The sequence below is a fragment of the Aquimarina pacifica genome (assembly GCF_000520955.1).
Lineage (GTDB): Bacteria > Bacteroidota > Bacteroidia > Flavobacteriales > Flavobacteriaceae > Aquimarina > Aquimarina pacifica.
Window position 1 is genome coordinate 128,665 of the sequence record NZ_JACC01000003.1, and the last position, 21,478, is coordinate 150,142.

The 21,478-nt window shown below is 32.1% G+C and carries 20 protein-coding genes; 12 read left to right on the forward strand and 8 right to left on the reverse strand.

From position 1 onward, the window contains the following. Positions 1-73 precede the first annotated feature (73 nt). A complete protein-coding gene (locus tag DZ60_RS0102855; protein WP_025740327.1) occupies positions 74-598 on the forward strand; it encodes a hypothetical protein in 525 nt (174 codons plus the stop codon). A gap of 56 nt (positions 599-654) precedes the next feature. Here the strand turns inward: DZ60_RS0102855 and DZ60_RS0102860 are convergent, their stop codons facing one another. Continuing rightward, positions 655-1,314 (reverse strand): hypothetical protein, encoded by a 660-nt coding sequence (locus DZ60_RS0102860; protein WP_152537350.1) that lies wholly within the window; start codon positions 1,312-1,314, stop codon positions 655-657. Between the two features lie 95 nt (positions 1,315-1,409). Here DZ60_RS0102860 and DZ60_RS23960 point away from each other — a divergent pair, with 95 nt between their 5' ends. After that, on the forward strand, positions 1,410-4,277 hold the full coding sequence (locus DZ60_RS23960) for a tetratricopeptide repeat protein (protein ID WP_025740330.1): 2,868 nt from the start codon (positions 1,410-1,412) through the stop codon (positions 4,275-4,277). A gap of 173 nt (positions 4,278-4,450) precedes the next feature. On the opposite strand, the gene aroB is transcribed toward DZ60_RS23960, so the two are convergent. Beyond that, on the reverse strand, positions 4,451-5,521 hold the full coding sequence (gene aroB / locus DZ60_RS0102870; protein ID WP_025740332.1) for a 3-dehydroquinate synthase: 1,071 nt from the start codon (positions 5,519-5,521) through the stop codon (positions 4,451-4,453). Positions 5,522-5,685: 164 nt separating this feature from the next. Here aroB and DZ60_RS0102875 point away from each other — a divergent pair, with 164 nt between their 5' ends. Then, positions 5,686-6,858, forward strand: coding sequence for a proline dehydrogenase family protein (locus DZ60_RS0102875; RefSeq protein ID WP_025740333.1), 1,173 nt, complete (start codon positions 5,686-5,688; stop codon positions 6,856-6,858). A gap of 10 nt (positions 6,859-6,868) precedes the next feature. Then, positions 6,869-7,246: a VOC family protein gene (locus tag DZ60_RS0102880; protein ID WP_025740334.1), complete on the forward strand. Its 378-nt coding sequence runs from the start codon at positions 6,869-6,871 to the stop codon at positions 7,244-7,246. Between the two features lie 63 nt (positions 7,247-7,309). On the opposite strand, the gene DZ60_RS0102885 is transcribed toward DZ60_RS0102880, so the two are convergent. Continuing rightward, a complete protein-coding gene (locus DZ60_RS0102885) occupies positions 7,310-9,316 on the reverse strand; it encodes a tetratricopeptide repeat-containing sensor histidine kinase (RefSeq protein WP_025740336.1) in 2,007 nt (668 codons plus the stop codon). Between the two features lie 290 nt (positions 9,317-9,606). Between DZ60_RS0102885 and DZ60_RS0102890 the strand changes: the two genes are divergently transcribed. Next, positions 9,607-10,038, forward strand: a complete 432-nt coding sequence (locus tag DZ60_RS0102890; RefSeq protein WP_025740337.1) for a hypothetical protein — start codon at positions 9,607-9,609, stop codon at positions 10,036-10,038. An 11-nt stretch (positions 10,039-10,049) separates the two neighbouring features. Further along, the gene (locus tag DZ60_RS0102895) at positions 10,050-10,439 is read left to right on the forward strand and encodes a ribosomal maturation YjgA family protein (RefSeq protein ID WP_025740339.1); all 390 of its coding nucleotides are present in this window, start codon (positions 10,050-10,052) and stop codon (positions 10,437-10,439) included. Here the strand turns inward: DZ60_RS0102895 and pdxR are convergent. Continuing rightward, positions 10,436-11,929, reverse strand: a complete 1,494-nt coding sequence (gene pdxR / locus DZ60_RS0102900) for a MocR-like pyridoxine biosynthesis transcription factor PdxR (RefSeq protein ID WP_025740340.1) — start codon at positions 11,927-11,929, stop codon at positions 10,436-10,438. The two genes, DZ60_RS0102895 and pdxR, sit on opposite strands and share 4 nt — an antisense overlap. An 83-nt stretch (positions 11,930-12,012) precedes the next feature. Between pdxR and DZ60_RS0102905 the strand changes: the two genes are divergently transcribed. The 3 genes from DZ60_RS0102905 (at position 12,013) to DZ60_RS0102915 (ending at position 13,545) form a co-directional block, all read left to right on the forward strand. Further along, complete coding sequence (locus DZ60_RS0102905) at positions 12,013-12,672, forward strand: pyridoxamine 5'-phosphate oxidase family protein (RefSeq protein ID WP_025740342.1); 660 nt, start codon at positions 12,013-12,015, stop codon at positions 12,670-12,672. A 117-nt stretch (positions 12,673-12,789) separates the two neighbouring features. Next, a complete protein-coding gene (locus DZ60_RS0102910; RefSeq protein WP_025740343.1) occupies positions 12,790-13,095 on the forward strand; it encodes a DUF1272 domain-containing protein in 306 nt (101 codons plus the stop codon). Between the two features lie 3 nt (positions 13,096-13,098). Beyond that, a complete protein-coding gene (locus DZ60_RS0102915; protein ID WP_081740365.1) occupies positions 13,099-13,545 on the forward strand; it encodes a GNAT family N-acetyltransferase in 447 nt (148 codons plus the stop codon). Positions 13,546-13,680: 135 nt separating this feature from the next. Here DZ60_RS0102915 and DZ60_RS0102920 read toward each other — a convergent pair whose 3' ends face one another. The 4 genes from DZ60_RS0102920 to porX all read right to left on the reverse strand — a co-directional run bounded on the left by DZ60_RS0102920 (position 13,681) and on the right by porX (position 17,662). Continuing rightward, complete coding sequence (locus tag DZ60_RS0102920; RefSeq protein ID WP_025740347.1) at positions 13,681-14,055, reverse strand: DUF4258 domain-containing protein; 375 nt, start codon at positions 14,053-14,055, stop codon at positions 13,681-13,683. A 94-nt stretch (positions 14,056-14,149) separates the two neighbouring features. Continuing rightward, complete coding sequence (locus DZ60_RS0102925; RefSeq protein ID WP_025740349.1) at positions 14,150-15,352, reverse strand: alanine dehydrogenase; 1,203 nt, start codon at positions 15,350-15,352, stop codon at positions 14,150-14,152. A gap of 207 nt (positions 15,353-15,559) precedes the next feature. Then, positions 15,560-15,961: a tRNA (adenosine(37)-N6)-threonylcarbamoyltransferase complex ATPase subunit type 1 TsaE gene (gene tsaE / locus DZ60_RS0102930; protein ID WP_025740351.1), complete on the reverse strand. Its 402-nt coding sequence runs from the start codon at positions 15,959-15,961 to the stop codon at positions 15,560-15,562. A 150-nt stretch (positions 15,962-16,111) separates the two neighbouring features. Next, the gene (gene porX, locus DZ60_RS0102935) at positions 16,112-17,662 is read right to left on the reverse strand and encodes a T9SS response regulator signal transducer PorX (RefSeq protein WP_025740353.1); all 1,551 of its coding nucleotides are present in this window, start codon (positions 17,660-17,662) and stop codon (positions 16,112-16,114) included. Positions 17,663-17,796: 134 nt separating this feature from the next. Between porX and DZ60_RS0102940 the strand changes: the two genes are divergently transcribed. The 3 genes from DZ60_RS0102940 to DZ60_RS0102950 are packed head-to-tail and all read left to right on the forward strand — an operon-like array spanning position 17,797 to position 21,475. Then, positions 17,797-19,026 carry an HD domain-containing protein gene (locus DZ60_RS0102940; protein ID WP_025740355.1) on the forward strand — a complete coding sequence of 410 codons (1,230 nt, stop codon included), beginning with the start codon at positions 17,797-17,799 and terminating at the stop codon, positions 19,024-19,026. A 24-nt stretch (positions 19,027-19,050) separates the two neighbouring features. After that, positions 19,051-20,079 carry a UDP-3-O-(3-hydroxymyristoyl)glucosamine N-acyltransferase gene (gene lpxD / locus DZ60_RS0102945; protein WP_025740356.1) on the forward strand — a complete coding sequence of 343 codons (1,029 nt, stop codon included), beginning with the start codon at positions 19,051-19,053 and terminating at the stop codon, positions 20,077-20,079. Further along, entirely contained in the window at positions 20,072-21,475 is a 1,404-nt protein-coding gene (locus tag DZ60_RS0102950; RefSeq protein ID WP_025740357.1) for a bifunctional UDP-3-O-[3-hydroxymyristoyl] N-acetylglucosamine deacetylase/3-hydroxyacyl-ACP dehydratase, read from the forward strand. The genes lpxD and DZ60_RS0102950 overlap by 8 nt, the downstream gene beginning before the upstream one ends. Positions 21,476-21,478: the final 3 nt, after the last annotated feature.

A 21,478-nucleotide genomic window follows, 5' to 3' on the forward strand; every position in this document is an offset into this window, starting at 1 on the left:
AGTGCATACTAATTTTGTAATATGTTTTCAAATAATAGGTATTGTTATTACATTAGATAAAAAAATTAAAGATATGATTTTAGGCATAGGTTCAAGAATAAAACATTCAGAATTTGGATTGGGTGTGGTAACCAATGTAACTTCAAAAATGTATTGGGTAACTTTTATTGATAATGGATTAGAGACTATTGATATTGAAGATGACTTTGAGGTTATTGATGGTGTAGAAGATGAAGTAGATACCGTTAGTTTTTATGAGGTAGAGAAGACGTTTAGAGAGCTTTTAAAGCGATATAGTGATGTCTCAGAAATTGTTCCTATAGCAGATAAATGGAAAGGAGGTGTACTTAGTATGCAACCAGCAGATCAGAACTTGACTTCAAAAGAAGTGCCTATCGATACTTTTTTTCATAAAATTGTAATGGTACGTGATCGTATTCGCGTAATGGAGCAAAAAATAAATAGTTCCTCTCTGGATGATCAAGATAAAATTGATTTGCAGCAATATATTACTCGCATTTATGGTAGTTTAACCACATTTAATGTCCTGTTTAAAAATAAGTCACAACAATTTACAGGAAGTAGTAGTAAAAAATAAAGATCATACTTATTTTATACACTAATATCTACTTTATCGTATAAACTACAAAAATATTAATTAGACCAGGTTTTTAAATTAGAAATTGGAATTCCGAAACCAAGAAGTTTGTGTTGCTGAGATATATAGGCGCCACTTTGTGTTGTTGTCCAATTTTCCCAAGTGGCTTCGATACCTCCGATAGGAATAATTGAGACCCACATTTTATAGGTTAAAGGAAGGTGATTTTTATTCACTTTCCAGAGATAACTATCACCTGGTGTAGTGCCACCAGAAGCATATTTTACTAACAGAGCTTTGGTGTTATCTTCTAGTGTTACTATTTCGCGAGTAACTCCTTTATCAAATAATTTATGTGGGGCAACTACCCAAAAAGAATCATTATTAAAAAAGGCTAATGCCTTGGTAAGAAGTTTTTCTTTTTTACTTTTACTGATGGTGTTATTTTTTAGCCTGCTTTTAGAACTATCAATTAGGTTAAGATATGCAGTATGTTCATCCCATTGTACCGTAACGAGTCCTTGTTTTTTATCCCAGATATAGTGATGTTTGTTTCTAAAAGTCCATTGTATATAATCGGTTTGTATGAATGCTTCATGGCGCACTGCTTTTTGTATTTTTAGGGCAAAATTATCAGCTTCTTGCCCTGATTTTCCTTTAGGAAGTTTCTCATTCAAAGAAAAATACAGTGTTGCTATCGTGATGGAAGCTAGCACAATTATACTTATTACAAGTATTTTGAGTAATTTTAAGAGCTTTTTTTTCAATAGATTATGGATTAATGATGCCTTTTTACTTTTAAAAAGCTTTTTTGAAAAAAATTAACGTAGGATTTTTTAGTACATTGTCAAAATCAAATTTATTAAAAACAATTTTGAAAACTACTTTTATACCCAAAATATTTAATCTTTTCATCCTATTCTGTTTGTTGTATTGCTCTGCATATAGTCAAAACAAGAGTTTGGTTGATAGTCTTACTACTCGATTAAAAGTAGCAGAAGAGAGTGAGCATACTGCTATTTTAATTAATCTAGCAAAAGCTCATATTAATAATGATTACAAAAAGGCAATAAAGTATGCTAAGCAATCTATTAAATTGAGTGAGAATTATAAGGATTCTATTCAAATAGGAGTTGCAAATATTATTATTGGAGAGGCTTATATGACTTCTGGTGAGTTTACTTTCTCTAAAGAGCATTTTACTATAGCGAATGAATTGTTTTCTACCATAAAAAGTGATGAAAATGAGGCATGGTTATATGGGAGTATGGGAGACTTATATCTAAAGTGTCAAGAGAATGGCAAGGCTAAAGAGTGTTTTCTTAAAAGTCTTGAGATAGGTAAAAAAATAGGGAATCTTACTACCGTTACCTGGGCAATGAATAATTTGGTTTCTATCTATGCGTATAATGGAGAAAAGAAATTAGCAAAAAAAACAGCTTTGAAAGCCTTAGAGGTAGCATACGAATTAGGGGATGATAATTTGAAAATTAATCTTCATGTAAAAATAGGTAATCTATTAAAGAATCAGAGGAATATAGATGAAGCTAACATGCACTTTGATAAAGCCTTGGCCTTATCCAAAAAAAAACGTAATAATAGGGCTATTACACATATTTTGGTTGAGAGAGGAGTACTGTTTAATATGCATGATATGCATGAGGAAGCTATAAAGCAATATTTAGAGGCGCTGAGAATATGTCAAGAGCAAGGGTATTTGTTTACAAGCACCTATGTGTATGTTAATTTGGGTTTAAGTCATTTTGAGAAAGGGGATTATGATGTTGCCTTACGTTATTTTGATAAAGGTATTAAAGTTGCTGAAGAAATAGAAAATAACGACCGAGTAGCATCTATAAACATCTATGTAGCTGGTGTTCATGTAGAAAGAGGAGACTATAAAAAAGGGATTGAATTGTTATATAATAGTTTAATGTATTATGAACAAAAAGATGATAAGTCCTCATTAGTAGATCTATACATAAGTATTGGTGATGCCTTTTATCAATTTAATGAACTGGTGGCTGCAGAAGACAATTTTCAAAATGCATTGAAATTATCAAAAGAAATAGATGATACATGGAGCATTTCGACAGTTCATCTTGGATTAGGAAAGATTGATAGTAAACAAAAAAAATATGATGAAGCTCTAGTACATTTGAATATTTCTTTTAGAGGCTTTACAGAAATTGAAAACTCTAAGGGCCTTTTTGATTACTACAATGAAATGGCCGAAATTATGATTCAACAAGGAGAAACAGGAAAGGCACTGTATTGGATGGAAAAGGTAATAGAGGATGAAGAAGAATTAACCGAATTTAATGAAATAGCTATAAAATCTTATACCAGACTTGGTAATATTTATATTGCCTTAGAGAATTATGAAAAAGCCATCGTATTTTTTCAGAAAAGTCTGACTTTATCACTTAAAACAAAATCGAGAAAAAAAACAAAAGATAATTATCACGGATTATCGCAATGTTATGAAAAATTAAATAAAAATAAGGAAGGGCTTGAATATTATAAAAAGTATTCTAGGATTAAGGATAGTCTTTTTAGTTTGGATAAAATTAAGGAGATCTCCAACATTCACATAAAGTATAATACTGAAAAAAAAGAACAAGCAATTGGTTTTTTACAAAAAGAGAAAAAATACCAAAGTATTCTATTACAAAATCAAAATGAGCAGTTAAATAGGATGCAACTTGAAAAAGATCTTGAAGCAGGACAGCGCAAGCTGGATATCATAAAACTGCAGATGATACGCAGAAAAAACAAAATTAGTCAATTGAACATGCAGGATAGTTTGCAAACTGCAGAAAAAGAGATTCAGAAAAATCAGATCAAAATTCAGAAATCATTATTAGCAAGAGAAGCGTTAGTGCGTAATATTGCAATAACGGGTAGTATTTTGGCATTGCTAATTTCGTTTTTTATATTCATGTATTATCGTCAGCGATTAAAAACTCAAAAGCTGATTACCAAAAAAGAAATTGAAGCAATTAATGCAGCTAACCAAGGGCGTGATAAAGAAAGAGAACGAATTGCAAAAGAATTGCATGACGGAATAGGAGGGAACCTCGCTGCTATCAAGTTGGATTTAAATAGAATAACAAATACATCAGATTCAGATTTACAGAATATTATACGAAATATTGATGGTACCTATAATGAGGTACGTGCACTTTCTCATCATCTAATACCTTCTAATATTTTAAAAAACACTTTTGAAAAGTTGATTACTGATTACCTTTTAGATTTGTCAAAAACATGTGATTTTGAGATTTATTATGACTTTTATCCTCCTTCGGGTTTTAATCAATTAAATGACCGAATCAAGATTGAACTGTATCGAATAACACAAGAATTAATAAGTAATATTATAAAACATGCACAGGCCGATAGGATCGATTTACAGTTTACAATTCTCGATGGTGATGTTAAACTTATTATCGAAGATAATGGTATTGGTTTTGATAAGGAAAAAACAAGTAAAGGTATTGGACTCAGAAATATAGTTTCTCGAGCAGAATCAATGGGAGGCACTATGTTTATTGATACAATGCTCAATAGAGGTACTATTATAGAAATTGCGGTACCTTTACTAGAAAAGAAAACATCCATTCGTAAAAGAAAACGGTTTAGAAAAGTGTTGACAAGTTTATTTGCGTATAATTAATAGAGGAGCTGTTATACTAGATATTATCAAAAACTTCAATATCTAAGGATAACTGGATTAATGATCAATCGATATATCTTTCCAAGTTTCTAAATTACATACGGGTAAAAGGATACCCCTTTACTTGATATCAAGTCATTTTTAGACACGAACAATGTTAGCTCATGATAGAGTTAAAGTCCTGCATAATAACTGAAGGACTTATGTATTAACGCATCAGGGACAATACAGTTAAAAGTAGCATCGCCAATAGAATTAAGTAGTACAAAGTATATATTTCCTTTTTCATTTTTCTTATCATGAATAAGCAAATCCATAATATCTTGATGATCTTTTGGGTCTATATCTATTTTCGGAAATGTTGCCAAAATTACCTCACTAATGTTTTGTAACTCATCAGAAGTAAGTGATAATAATTCTACAGAAATAAACGCTTCCATAATCATTCCTATAGCAATGGCCTCGCCATGAAGTAATACAGGTTTTTCAGGATTTGTAAGATAAAAAGATTCAATAGCATGGCCTAGTGTATGTCCAAAATTCAGATATTTTCTAATATTTTGCTCAGTTGGATCTTCAAAAACGATTTTGTTTTTTATAACGACAGAGTCATAAATCATTTCACTCAGATCATCAAATTTTAATTTGGATAGATCGCTTAATTTTTTCCAATATGATTGGTCCTGTATCAAACCATGTTTCAACATTTCTGCAAAACCACTACACATTTGGTTAACTGGCAATGTCTCTAAGTACTCTGTATCAACAAGTACCATTTCTGATTCACTGATTACACCTACCATGTTTTTCAAATTACCCAGGTCTACTCCAGTTTTTCCTCCTACAGATGCATCTACCATTGCAAGTAATGAAGTAGGAACATTGATATAACTAATTCCTCTTTTGTAAGTACATGCAATAAAACCTCCTAAATCCGTTACAACACCACCACCAAGATTGATTAGTAACCCTTTTCTATCAAAACCTAATTCAGAAAGGGCGTTCCATACACCAGTACAGGTCTCTATATTTTTATGAATTTCGCCAGGTTCAATTTCTATAACTTCTATATTATATTCTTTTTCAATCTTACTCATTAGTAAGGATAGGCAGTGTTCATGGGTATTGCTATCAACAAGAATACATATTTTTGAGTGATTTGCTTTTTCTAAATAGGTATTAAGGGCAGTATAACATTCCTGATCAAAATATACTACAGAATCTTTAGAAACTATTGGCGTCATATGGTGTGAATTATTGGCACGAAATTAAGTAGAATTTGTAATAAAATAAACCTACAAATTCTATATTTGCTGATATCGTAAAATATACGTGTCGATTTGATTAAAAACGAGATTGTTTGTAGTGTTATGTCTTAAATACTAAAGATTCTTTAATAAATTTTATAATGAACTTAAAAAAACTGTTTGATAATACAACCACCGCATTTGCTCTAAAGAGTGACTCTGAGCTAGAAAGAGCTTATTTTCTATTTAAAATGATTTCGAATGAACCCTTGGTGAGGATAGGTACCGCGGTTACAAATTTTGCTATTAAGGCGCATCTTCCTGTTCAGGGACTTATTCGTGCTACTGTTTTTGATCATTTCTGTGGTGGCGTAAATGAAGAAGATTGTATGCCTGTTGTTGATAAGATGTTTGCCAAAGGTGTATGCTCAGTATTAGATTACTCTGTTGAAGGAAAAGAGGAGGAGGAGCAGTTTGATGCCGTTTTGAATAAAACTATTGAATTGCTTGAGTTTGCAGATCAAAAAGATGCAATGCCCTTTGTAGTTTTTAAGCCATCTGGATTAGGACGATTTTTAATCTGGGAAAAGAAAACGGCAAATATTGAGTTGAACAAAGAAGAAGAAAAAGAGTGGACGCGCATTGAAAAACGTTTTGATATTGTTTGTAAAAAAGCACATGAGTGTGATGTTGCGGTGTTGATTGATGGAGAAGAAAGTTGGATGCAAGATGCTGCAGATGAATTGGTAACCAAAATGATGCGTCGATATAATAAAGAAAAGGCAATTGTATATAATACATTACAATTGTATAGACATGATAGGTTAGAATATTTATATCAGTTACATGAAGAAGCAAGAGTTCATAATTTTAAAATAGGAGTAAAGATTGTGCGCGGAGCCTATATGGAAAAGGAAAATGAACGTGCCAAAGAAAAAGGGTATCCTACTCCTATCTGTAAGGATAAAAAACAAACTGATCAAAATTTTAATGAAACCATGCATTATATTTTGAAGAATCTTGCAGATATTTCTGTGTTTATAGGAACACACAATGAAGAAAGTAGTTATTTGGCAATGAGTCTAATGCGAGAGTTGACTATTGCAAAAAATGATTTTAGGGTTTGGTTTGGTCAGTTGTATGGGATGAGTGATCATATTAGCTTTAATTTATCAGAAGAAGGGTATAATGTTGCTAAATATGTTCCTTTTGGCCCAGTAAGAGATGTAATGCCTTATCTGATTAGACGAGCAGAGGAAAATACATCTGTAGCGGGTCAAACAAGTAGAGAATTGAACTTATTATCTCAAGAAAAGGAGAGAAGGAAATTATAATAACCGCTTTATGAATCTTAATCAAATTACAGTTCCTTCGGTAAATGTAGCACAATCTATTGAATTTTATAAAAAGCTTGGTTTACGCCTTATTGTAGAAGCATTACCGAAGTATGCTCGTTTCGAATGTATTGAGGGAGATGCTACTTTTTCAATTCATCAAACAAATAACACACCTACAGGTGAAGGGATTTATATTTATTTCGAAGTTGATAAAATAGATGATGAAGTCGCACGTCTAATTCGGGAAGGAATTACGTTTGATCAATTGCCGATCGATCAACCTTGGTTATGGCGAGAGGCACGTCTTAAAGATCCAGATAATAATCAAATCATTTTATATTATGCCGGAGACAATAGAAAAAACCCTCCCTGGAGGTTAGATTAACCCGAAGTAATTTTAAAGGATGTTTTTTCTTAGGAGACTAATTACAAATAGTTAATCTTATAATTAAGAGGCCTGCGCTAGTGCAATTTCTGATGCTATTGGTAATAGTATTGAGAAGGTGCTACCAACGCCCAAAATACTCTGAACTCTTATTTTTCCTTTATTAAGGTTAATAAGTTCACTACAAATCCTCAGTCCTAAACCGGTACCAGTTTCTTGCTGTGTACCATTTGTGGTAAAGGTATCTTCGGCAAATAGTTTATCTATGTTAGCAGGATCAATACCAACACCTGTATCCTGAAAACTAATTTCATAATAGCCATTTTTCTCCCTAGAAGATAACGTAATAGAATCTCCGGGGTTACAAAACTTAATGGCATTGGCAATTAGGTTTTGCGTTACTATCGAAAACATATCTTTATCTGCGAAAACTTTCGTAGGGTTTAGTTTATTAATAAGTCTAATTTTCTTTTGTTGGGCTTTAGGCTCAAAGAAACTGAATTTGTTATGAATGATATCAGTAATGTCAAAAGGAACAGGTTTTGCATTTAATTCTTTCATTTGAGACTTAGACCAATTCAATAAATTATTTAATAATATAGAAGTTTGGTGTGTTCTGTTGGCAAGTAAGGGCACAATAGTTTTAAATTCTTCTTCTGTTATTGTGTTGTTTTTAAGTAAATTAAGACTTCCGTCAAGACCATGAATTTCATTTTTGAGATCATGAGAGATGATCGAAAACAGTTTATTTTTAACTTGATTCGATTCGGCTAATTGCTCAATATACCTTTTTCTTTCCCTTCTGGATTTAATAAAAAAGGTAAGAAAACATAGCACCAAAATAACTACTCCCAAACTTATAAAAGCAAATATTCTGTATTGAATTAATTGTTGAGCAGTTTTTTGTTCTCTTTTTTCTTGTTCGTCGATACGTTTTAGTTGTTCCATTTCCGCTTTAAAGCGATTTTCTGCCAGTTGTATTTTAAGTGCGGAGTCATCTAGTAAGCTTTGATCTGAAAGCTTTTGATATTTTTTTTGCCATACATAGGCGTTAGAAAAATTCCCTCTGGCAGAATCCAACATGGCACTATAGTGATAGTTTTTGAGGAGTAATCGAGACATAGGTGTTTTTTCCAAGTCATTTCTCGCGTCTACCAGATTTCTTTCTGCTTCTTGATAATTTTTGGTGTTTATGGCTATGAGCGCTAATTGTTGTTTGGCCGTAGTCACGACTCTATAGTATTTTGTTTTTTGAGCATCAATGAGAGCTGAGTCACTATATTTCTTCGATATTTGAAACTCTTTGGTCGTAAAGGTTAACTCCCCAAGAATACTGTAAGAGTTTGCAAGACTTCTATAATTTTTGTTCTTTTTACAGGTTTCAAGAGCTTCAAGAAGAATTGTCCTTGCTGTATCTAATTTTTTTTCTTTGATATATGCTAGTGCAAGGTTATTGAGGCTAGTACCCAACTTAGGAAGGTTCTTTTTTCGTTTAATAATAATGGTTTTGGAGAAGTATTTTTTTGCCGATTCAAAATCTCCAAGCCTACCATATACATTCCCTAGATTATTATAAACCTGTGACAGTCTAAAACTATCTTTTAATCGTTCATTATATAATTTAGCATCTAATAAATGGTTTGCACTTTTCTCAAGGTTCCCTCGTTCCTGTTCTATAATGGAGATATTATTATTAATAATGGCCAAACCTCTTAGGCAATTAACTTTTTTAAAGTAAATAATTGCTTTGTTATAATATTTGATTGCTTCTGAATGCTTCTCTGTTATATTATAAATGTTGCCTATCAAATTGTAAGCATATCCAATGCCTCGGTCATATTCATTGCGTTTTGCGATCTCCAAAAATAAGCGGGCATATACCATTGAGTTATCATATTCTTTTTTGGGTTCAATATTAACTCTGTATTTTTCTTTTGCTAATTCAAAACTAACAGAATCGGTTGCACTTTTTATTTGTTCTATAAGATTAGTATCCAGCTTCGTATTCTGGGAATATATTGCCGCATTTACTACTAAGAGTAATATAGTATATAGGTAGTATTTTTTCATGTATTCTATTTTTGGGGATAATAGATTAAATGCTTTTTATTTCTGCAAAATACATATTTTTAATCAATTAAAGGTTATTTTGTAGTCTAAATATTACAAAATATGTCAATATTTTATGGTTTTACCGTATTTTAAGTATGTTTTTTTGGTTGTAGTGACTATTGGTTTATCCTTTTAATGACGAAGTCAGTGCGTTATAATGAATATGTTCTGGTATAAAAACTAAAATCCATTCCTGTTATTACATATTGTAGGATGCTTCATATATTTGTTTTAATAATTCATATCAAATGAAAAGATATCTTACTGTATTATTTTTATTTATTTATCTGACTGGGTTTTCAAATGCAAAAGTTGCTAAAGACACTTTATCGTTTTGGAAAGTTTATGTTGCTGGTACGCTTATAAAGGAAGGTAATGTTTTTAGCGAAAATTCGAAGATCATTTTAAAGAAAGGAAAAATTAGAGCAAAGGATATATTAAATGTAAAATACTTTGATGATACACCTTGTATTGATTGTAACGGAAGCATACTAATCAAGACTAAAAATGAAGAGGAAATAAAAAAAATTGGAAATCTAAAAAGTAATTATGATTTTGATGTAAAAACCACTGATTTACAAGTTTTAGCATTTAAGAACAAAAGTTCTATTTTGAAATTTTATTATCGAGAGGACGATTCTCAAAAGGAAATTTTATTATTTCAAATACAAATAAAGTAGAACTATATCATATGCTTACATTCAAAAAAAAGTATTTTATTCTCTGTATTCTCCTATTTATTATTGAAGTTATCATAGCGCTATTTATAGATGATCATATCATACGTCCTTATATAGGAGATACTTTGGTTGTAATTCTTATATATTGCTTTATTAAAAGCTTTTTTGTTATAGATAGTTTATATGCCGCATTTGGTGTGCTGTTATTTTCTTTTGCAATAGAAATATTACAGTATTTTAATTTTGTTGAAGTAATAGGATTACAACATTCAAGACTTGCTTTGGTTATATTTGGAAACTCTTTCGCTTGGTTAGATTTAGCCGCTTATATATTGGGTTTTATTGTTATCCTGTGGATAGAAAGAATTCCATTATTTAATAGAATAAGATCTATGTTTTAACTGTTTTTATCAATACTATAAAAGACTTCTACTAGTTTTTCAATGACATTTTGTATTTCTTCTTCGTTCATTGTCGCGAATCCTATTCTTATGCCATTATGGCCAGAATTATCATTATCATACCTTTTCCAGTTAGGCGTAATTTCTAGGCTTTGTTCCAGGGCTATTTTGCTAATAGTATCCCAATCATATGGTTTTTTTAGTTTTACCCATACAGCCATACCACCTTTGGGAATCTCAAAATCAAAATAATCACCAAGCTTATTCTTCATAAGGGCACAAAACAAGTCCCTTCTTTGTTTATATATTTTTAGTACTTTATTACAATGACGTTGCACATCACCTGTTTTTATCATTTGTGCAAGTGTTTGTTCTAGTAACTGATCTCCCTGTCGATCGATTATTCGTCTTAAATCTGCGGCTTCATCAACAAAATCTTTTGGTCCTATAAGATATCCAATCCGCATGGCTGGAGCTATGATTTTTGTAAACCCTCCGATATAGATCACATTTCCGTTAATATCATTACTAGCCAAAGGAAGAATAGGTGAATTATTATAATGAAAATCATAATCATAATCATCCTCAATAACTGCAAAGTTGTATTTCTTGGCAAGTTGTAACAGATGCATACGTCTTTTTGCAGAGAGTGTTACCGTAGTAGGGTGGTGGTGGTGTGATGTAACATATACGGCATTAATTTCTTTAATTTTACACAGCTCTTCTAGTACTATTGTGTTTATACCATTTTGATCTACAGGAACTTGTTCTATAATACCTCCCGCATCAGTAAATGTATTATCAGCAGTCATATAATTCGTCGATCCTACAACGATTCTCTTTCTATTACGTAGTAATAATTGACTAGCTAGATAGATGCCCATTTGACTTCCTCGTGTTATCAAAATTTGGTCTATTGTAATACGTAAACCTCTAGTTTGATTAAGATAGGTTACCAAAGCCATTCTTAAGTCATAATTGCCATAGACAGAACCATAGGTTAGTAATTGTCTATGGTGATGCTTTTTTGTAATATTTCTATATACCTTCGCTATTTCATCAATAGGAGCCAATCGATGGTCGGGAACCCCATCTTCAATTCTTACATTTTTTTTTGACGTATTCTTATTTAATTCTCGTTTTAGGTGAGGACGAATGTCATATGAAAAACTACTTTTATTTTTAGTATTACGTATGGAGGTTTTTTTATCAAAATCTTTAGGGTTTATTATAGGTAATGTACTTGTTACAAAGGTGCCTTTGGCAGGTATCGTTTCTATCCATCCTTGAGAAATAAGCTCATCATATGCGGCTATAACCGTTTTACGATGAATCATAAGATCCTCTGCTAGTTTTCTGGATCCAGGTAATTTAGTAGCAGGAGGTAATTTACCAGATTTAATATACCTTATCAGCTGATCAGATAATTGAAGATATAGGGTACGATTAGCAGTTCGCGTTAGAATTATATTATTTTTAAAAGGAAACATTACTGGACTATTGTTTATTAGTAAACTGGATCATTAGGGTGTACCACAATATTAGTAGTTTTACATCATAAATCAGTAATCTAATGAAAGAATATTCAACATCTAAGCTTAATAAGGTTATACGTGGTTCTAAGAGAGCGTCTTATGATATTGCAACTATAAATCAAATACTAGATGATACTTTTTTGTGTCATATTGGATATGCATTCGAGGGGCATGCAGTTGTAATCCCAATGGCCTACGCTAGAAAGGAAAACAAAATTTTTCTTCATGGATCATTAAAGAATCGAATGTTTATGAATATTCTAAAAGCCGGTAAAGCCAGTGTTACTGTGACCCATTTAGACGGTTTAGTATTAGCCAGATCTGCTTTTCATCATTCTGCTAATTATAGATCAGTTACTGTGTTTGGTAGTGTGAAAATCGTAGATGAAATCGAACAAAAAAAGGAAGCGCTGGCTTATATGGTTAATCATATGATATCAGGACATTGGGAGCATATACGACAACCAAATGAAAAAGAATTAAATGCTACGTTAGTTATTGAATTGACAATAGAAACAGCATCTGCGAAAATAAGAGCCCAAGGTGCTGTAGATGAATCCAAAGACTATGAGTTACCTATATGGGCAGGTGTAATTCCTATAAAACAAGTTGCTGGTGAAGCAATTTCTGATGATAGGCTTCTTCCCGAAGTTGAGCTTCCTCATACAGTTAGTCGATATGTTACAGAAAATGGGTAGTTACTAAGTGCCTTTAAGAGAGCTTATTTCCTTTTTAGGATTAAAAAACTGGTAACTAGGACTGGTAATTTTTAGATATCAGTGGTAGTAAAAATGGTAAACAATAAGTATTAGTATATGTTAGAAATAAGACCGACATGCGAAAATTGTAACAAAAAATTACCTAATCATAGTGATGAAGCCATGATTTGTTCTTTTGAATGTACATTTTGCAATACCTGTGTAGAAGAAATACTAGAGAATGTATGTCCCAATTGTGGAGGAGGTTTCGAAAAAAGGCCTATACGCCCATTAAATGCCATTCATGGCAATTCTATAAAAAAATTTCCTCAAAGTAAAACGGTTGTTTATAAGCCTATTGATATAAGGTTTTTACAGGAGATTTTAGTACAATATAAAAACATTAAACCATCAAAAAGATAAATCATGATAGTGATACGTAATGCTAACTTAGGGGATATTGATCAGTTATCAATAATATTTAATAACTATAGAGTTTTTTATAAAAAAGAATCAGATCCAGTGGGTAGTAAAGAGTTTTTAATAGCTAGAATTAAAAATAATGAATCAACAATTTATGTCGCAGAAAAAAATCAAGATCTATTGGTTGGGTTTGTACAATTGTATCCAATTTTTTCGTCTACTAGAATGAAAAAACTTTGGTTGTTAAATGATTTGTTTGTGAATCCTGAGTTTAGAGGAAATAACATTTCAATCTCATTAATTGATAAAGCAAAGGAATTAGCAGTTTCTTCTAATTCTTGTGGGTTACTATTAGAAACAGAGAAGACCAATCTAATTGGTAATACATTATATCCAAGAACTGGTTTTGTTTGCAACCAAGAAAGTAACTTCTATTCTTGGGATATATAATTTCATTATATTATTATAAACTAGCGGGATATAAAGTCGAGCTATTTTTAATATACTTTCAAATAGAAAAAATAGGCTTTGATAGTTCTTTTTTCTGTAAAAGAAGATGTAAGGTGATAAGATTACTTTTTATAGCTATTTTGACAAAGTTATAGAGTCAATTTTTGCGATCGAATCACAATTTCTAACGATAATTGTTACCGGTTTCTGGTTCGCTAATCCTTCTAGATGATATACTTTGCAAGAATCAAGTTTGGTGTTACTTTTAGAAAAATCAACATCACCTTTTAGTAATAGCTCAGTAATATGCGATGTGTCAATTTTAAATTTTTGCATTAGGGTTAGTGCTTGCGAAGAGTATTCTTTCTTCTTTATTCGTATATTTTTAAGCACTCTTGCAGAAGGAGTATAATCACAAGACGCCTTTTTTCCTCCCAAAAAGAAAAATAAAAGAATTAGGCCAATAGCAAATCCACTTAAGTAATAAAAAAAACGTTGTCCTAAATTCATAATTTTTTTCGGAAAAGTAAATTAAGGCCCAAAAGTAAGTATTACCAAATAAATTATATAATTATGCTAAGAGAATTTGAATTAGTTTTTCTACTTATAAGATCAACAAATTAATATCTCTATAAGAAAGATCAAACCAATCAGCTATTGGTTTACTAGTAAGAATACCATGATAAAAGTACAGTCCGTTTTTTAAACCTCTGTCAAAACGTACGGCATTTTCGATTCCTCCTTCATCTCCTATTTGTAAAAGGTAGGGGGTGAAGATATTACTAATTGATAGGGACGACGTTCTTGCATATCTTGAAGGGATATTAGGTACACAATAATGTACCACACCATGTTTTTTAAAAGTTGGATGATCATGAGTTGTCACTTCACTTGTTTCTATACATCCTCCTGTGTCTATACTTACATCGATAATAACTGCTCCGGTTTTCATGCGTTCTACCATGCTTTCTGTAACAATTATTGGAGCTCTATTTTTTCCCCTTTTGGCACCAATGACTACATCACAGCGACGCAATGCTTTCAGAAGATTTTTTGGTTGAATCGTAGATGTGTATAAAGGACGCCCTACATTGGTTTGTATTCGACGTAACTTAGTAATCGAATTATCGAATACTTTTACTCCAGCTCCTAAACCTATGGCAGAACGAACTGCAAATTCACCAACGGTACCTGCTCCTATAATAACGACTTCTACAGGAGGAACACCACTGATATTTCCCATCATTAAACCTGATCCAAAAGGAGTCGCGCTGCTCATTAATTCTGATGCTATCAGTACTGATGCTGTACCAGCTATTTCACTTAATGCACGAACGGCAGGGTATGCTCCATCAGAATCTCTTATAAATTCAAAACCTAATGCTGTGATTCTCTTTTTTGCTAATTCCTGAAAATATTCTTTAGATTGTGTCTTAAGTTGTAATGCTGATATTAATACTGTTTGAGGATTTATTAGCCCCAATTCTTCAATAGAAGGTGGTTCTACTTTAAGAATTATCGGGCAACTAAAGACTTTTGATTTATCATTGGTAATTTCTGCACCTGCTTCACTATAATCACGATCTGTAAAACTAGCGCCGATACCCGCATTAGTTTCTAGCAATACCCTATGACCATGTGCAGTTAATGCAGCAACGGCATCAGGGGTAAGACAAATTCGTTTTTCTTGATAATGTGTTTCTTTAGGGATTCCTATAAAGAGTTTTCCTTTTTTACGCGCTACTTCTATCATTTCTTCCTGTGGTAGCAGCTGCTCTTTGGTAAAAGGATATGTCGGTTTACTCATTTGTGTGAAATTGTGTAACTCAAATTACGAATAAAAAAGCTAACAAAACAAATTAGATCATTGATTTGATATTATATTATTGGTAATCAGTGTTTAGGTGTAATGTGTTTAGACGTTTTGATTTTTATGAAATCTACCTCATTGAAGATGCCTTATGACAACTTTAATTTGAGTTTTTGATCTATGGGTACTAGATTTTTTGCATCTTTAAATAGATAGGACCCGTTTATCAGTATCTAATATATTGATCTTGATTTTTATACTATTATTAGGAAGTAAATTTTGTACTTTATCAGGCCATTCTATAAATACCCATTCTCCAGAATCGAGATATTCTTCGAAGCCGATGTGGTATGCTTCTTCTTCGTCCTCAATTCTATAAAAATCAAAATGATAAATGGTTGCTGTATCACCTTTGTACTCATTAACTAAAGAAAATGTAGGGCTAGAAATGACATCCTGAACGCCCAACTGTTTGCATATTTCTTTTATTAAAGTTGTTTTTCCTACCCCCATATCACCATCAAACAACACAATTTTATGTGATATTTTTGATAATAATTGCTTTGCTACATCAGGTAATTCCTGCAAATTATATTCAATAGTCATTTTAACGTAATAAATTTAATCCAAAAAAAAACTATAAATAGCGCTTTATTTTTGGATGTATTAAAGTTGAAAACAAATATAAAAAGTATTCAACTTTAATACATCCAAAAGGGTATCGATTTGTTAATATCAAATCTTTTTATTTAATGCTTATCTGGGGTTTAATACGACAAAAGGGATTACCATTTCTTCGAGTGAAACTCCACCATGTTGATAGGTGTTTCTGTAATATCCTACGTAATGATTGTAATTATTGGGATAAGCAAAAAAGTAATCACCTTTGGCAAAAATAAAAGAACTACTCATGTTAATTGATGGTAGGTGAATTTTTTTAGGATCAGTAGCTTCTAGGACTTCTTTTCTTTCATATGTCAGGCTTTTACCTGTTTTATATCTCAAGTTTAAGCTGGTGTTTTTGTCGCCAATAACTTTTGAAGGATTATTTACATTAATTGTCCCATGATCCGTAGTTATTAAAAGTTTGAAACCTAATTGTTGAGCTTGCTGAATCATTTCTAAAAGAGGAGAGTTTTTAAACCAACTTTGGGTTAATGATCTATAAGATTTATCATTAGATGCTAATTCTTTAATTACCTCCATTTCAGTTTTGCTATGCGAAAGCATATCTACAAAATTGTATACTACAACAGTTAAGTCATTGTCTTTTAATCCTTTAAAATTTGCTGCTAGCGTCTTTCCAGATCTTTCATTTGTAATTTTATAATACTCGTGTTTAATGTCTAGTCCGAGTCTTTGCAGTTGCGCAGTAAGAAATTCATTTTCATTCATGTTTTTTCCTCCCTCATCAGTGTCATCCAACCATAAGTCCGGATGTTTCTTTTTCATTTCAGAAGGCATTAGTCCAGAAAAGATTGCATTTCGTGCATATTGCGTTGCAGTAGGTAAAATGCTACAGTAAGAAGATTCTTGTTCTTTTTTGTAATAATTATTGACGATAGGCTCAAAAGCTTTCCATTGATCGTAACGTAAATTATCAATTACAACAAGGAGGGTAGGTTGGTTTTTGCTAATTTCGGGAACAATTTTTTCTTTAAAAAGAGTGTGGGACATTATAGGAGATTCTGCATGCCCATTAAACCAATCTGGATAATTATTATCAATGAATTTACAAAATTGCGAATTGGCTTCAACTTTCTGAGATTCTAAAATCTCAAACATACCCGTGTCTTCGATACCCTCAAGTTCTAACTCCCAGTAGATTAAACGTTGATACAACTCCGACCATTCTTCATACGAATTAACCATCGCCATATCCATAGCGATTTTTCTAAACTCTTGTTGGTAATTAGAGGTTGTTTTTTCTGATACTAAACGAGAATTGTCGAGATTCTTTTTGAGGCTTAATAGTATTTGATTAGGGTTAACTGGTTTAATTAGGTAATCCGCAATTTTACTCCCGATAGCCTCTTCCATAATGTATTCTTCCTCACTTTTGGTAATCATAACAACAGGAACACTATCTTTTTTCTCTTTAATTTCTGCTAATGTCTCAATACCAGAAAGGCCAGGCATATTTTCATCAAGAAAAATAATGTCATAGTTGTTTTCTTCTAATATTTCTAGAGCCTCGGTACCACTTTGACATTTAGTAACCTCATAATTTTTCTTTTCTAAAAATAATATATGTGGTTTAAGTAAATCAATCTCATCATCTACCCATAATATCTTTATTTTACTCATTATAATTTTAATTTTAATTACGTATTTACCTAAAATAATACTTAAGTCTTATTTAAATGTAAAAAGTTCATCAATTTTAATTCATTTTGAAATATCCATATATGTATATTTGCTCATGTAAAGGTAAAGTGAACTTGAAAAAGAGAAATAAGCTTAAAATATTAAACGACCCAATTTACGGTTTTATTACGATACCGAATGAACAAATTTTTGATCTTATAGAACATAAATATTTTCAAAGATTGCGTCGTATTTCACAGATGGGACTGTCATATTTGGTCTATCCGGGAGCACATCATACACGTTTTCATCATGCATTGGGGTGTATGCATCTAATGCAAAAATCAGTGAGAGTCCTTCGTTTTAAAGGAGTTAATATTTCTGAAGAAGAAGAAAACGCTTTGTATGTAGCTATTCTATTGCATGATATTGGGCATGGTCCATTTTCTCATGCTATGGAGCATAGTATCGTAAATGAAGTGAATCATGAGTCCATTTCATTGATGTTTATGGAACAAATTAATGAAGAATTTAACGGGAGTTTAACGTTGGCTATTCAAATTTTTAAAGGAGAGTATCATCGTAATTTTCTTCATCAATTGATTTCTAGTCAGCTTGATATGGATCGTTTGGACTATCTTAAGCGGGATAGCTTTTATACAGGTGTGGCAGAAGGAAACATCAATAGTGAACGATTAATTACAATGTTAACCGTTGTTAATGATGAATTAGTTATCGAAGATAAAGGAATTTATTCGGTAGAGAAGTTTCTATTATCAAGACGTTTGATGTATTGGCAGGTGTATCTACATAAAACGAGTTTAGTTGCAGAAAATATACTCATTAGAGTTTTACAAAGAGCAAAAGAACTTTCTAATCAAGGAGTATCCTTAAAAGCGAGTCAAGCTCTTACATTTTTTCTTCAAAATAAGATAATTGCCGAAAACTTTACACCAGAAGTATTGTCTATGTTTTCTAAGTTGGATGATTATGATATCATCTGGGCAATGAAGGAATGGACTAATTCTGATGATTTTATTTTAAGAAAATTATCTAAAATGATCATTGAGAGAGATTTACTAAAGGTGAAAATAAAAAACAAGCCATTTGGTTTAGATAAAAAAGAAAATCACATTAAAAAAATAAAAGAAAAATATAAAATTTCTGATCAGGAAGCTCATTATTTCGTTTTTGAAGGTTCTATCTCTAATCAGGCCTATCATCAGAATAAGCAGAATATCAATATTCTATACAAATCAGGTAAAATAGTAGATATTGTTAAGGCGACAGACCAATTTAATTTAGAAGCATTATCAAAACCTGTAACCAAATATTTTATGTGCCATCCCAAGTACAAACATTAATACATTTTTTATACTTTTGCTAGAATGATTTTTACAGCCACACAAATTGCGGGTATTTTAAACGGAGAAGTCGAGGGAGATGAAACCGTTGAAGTATCTAAACTTGCGAAAATAGAGGAAGGTACGGAAGGAACATTGACTTTTTTGTCGAATCCAAAATACACTCCGTATATTTATTCTACGAATGCTTCAATTACTATTGTTGATAAGAACTTTGAGGCAGAATCTCAAATTAAAACAACACTAATACGTGTTGATGATGCTTATAAAGCTTTTTCTAAGCTATTAGAATATTATAATATGGTTAAGCTCAATAAAACAGGAATTGAACAACCTTGTTTTATTGCGAAAACAGCAGCGTATAATGAGGATATTTATTTAGGAGCTTTCTCATATATTTCTGAAAATGTAAAAATTGGTAAAAATGTAAAGGTTTTTCCAAATGTATATATTGGAGACAATGTAATTATCGGTGACAATGTAGTAGTGTTTTCTGGAGCCAAAATATATTCAGAAACAATTATTGGTAATGATTGTGTCATTCATAGCGGCGTTATAATAGGAGCAGATGGTTTTGGTTTTACACCTAATGAAACTGGAGAATATAGTAAGGTGCCCCAGACAGGAAATGTGGTTATAGAAGATCATGTAGATGTAGGTGCAGGAACAACTATAGATAGAGCGACATTAGGGTCCACAGTAATTAGAAAAGGAGTCAAATTAGACAATCAAATACAAATAGCTCACAATGTTGAGATAGGTGAGCATACAGCAATTGCAGCACAAACAGGTATTGCAGGATCGACAAAAATAGGCAAATACTGCCTAATAGGAGGTCAGGTAGGTATCGCGGGACATTTGATCATTGGTGATAGAGTAAAAATCCAAGCACAGTCTGGGATAGGAAGAAATATCAAAGATGAAGAAGTGATTCAAGGATCACCTGCACTGGGATATTCTGATTATAATAAATCATATGTGCATTTCAAAAACCTTCCCAAAATAGTGGATAGATTATACAAACTAGAGAAAAAGATAAACAATAATGAGTGATGTTGTCCTAAGCAAACAAAGAACCATTAAAAAAGAGGTCAAACTTACGGGTGTTGGTTTGCACACGGGAAGAGAAGTAACCTTAATTTTTAAGCCAGCTCCAGAAAATCATGGATATGCATTTTGCCGAGTTGATTTAGAAGGAAACCCTATCATAGAAGCAGATGCGAATTATGTAGTTAATACACAGAGGGGGACAAATTTAGAGAAAAATGGTGTTAATATTCAGACGTCAGAGCATGTCCTTGCGGCATGTGTCGGGTTAGAAATTGATAACTTGTTGATAGAATTAGATGCTGCCGAACCTCCAATCATGGATGGCTCCAGTAAATTTTTTATTGAGGCATTAGAAAAAGCCGGGATACAAGAACAAGAAGCTGAAAGGCATGAGTATATTGTCAAAGATGTGATTTCTTATGTAGATGAAGAATCAGGGAGTGAGATCATTGTGATGCCATCAGATGAGTATCAGGTCACTACAATGGTGGACTTTGGGACAAAAGTTTTAGGTACTCAAAATGCATCATTAAAACACCTTTCTAATTTCAAAAAAGACATAGCAAATGCAAGAACTTTTAGCTTTTTGCATGAATTAGAAATGTTATTAGAGCATGGATTAATAAAAGGAGGAGATCTTAATAATGCAATCGTTTATGTAGACAAAGAGCTTAATGAGAGTACTATGGAACGATTAAAGGTTGCCTTTGGGAAAGAATCTATAGCTATAAAACCAAATGGAATACTGGACAACCTAACGCTGCACTATCCCAATGAGGCAGCCCGACACAAATTACTTGATGTAATCGGTGATTTAGCGTTGATAGGTACGAGAATACGAGGAAAAGTTATTGCAAACAAACCTGGACATTTCGTAAATACTCAGTTTGCTAAGAAGTTGGCAAAAATAATTAAAATAGAAAAGCGAAATAAGGTTCCTCAATTTGATCTTTTTGCACCTCCATTGATGGATATTAATAAGATCATGCAAATGTTACCACATAGAGCCCCATTTCTTCTGATAGATAGAATTTTGGAAATGTCTGATAAGCATGTGGTGGGTCTTAAAAATGTAACGATGAATGAACCGTTTTTTACTGGGCATTTTCCAGGAGCTCCAGTAATGCCAGGGGTACTACAGGTAGAAGCGATGGCACAGACAGGTGGGATATTAGCATTAAGCACAGTTCCCGACCCAGAAAACTATCTCACATATTTTATGAAGATAGATAAAGTTAAATTTAAACAACAAGTTTTACCAGGAGATACCCTTATATTTAAGCTAGAACTTATTACACCAATACGAAGAGGTATATGTCATATGCAAGCATTTGCTTATGCCAATGGAAAATTAGTAACAGAGGCTGAGCTTATGGCGCAAATTGTAAAAACAAAATAAAAA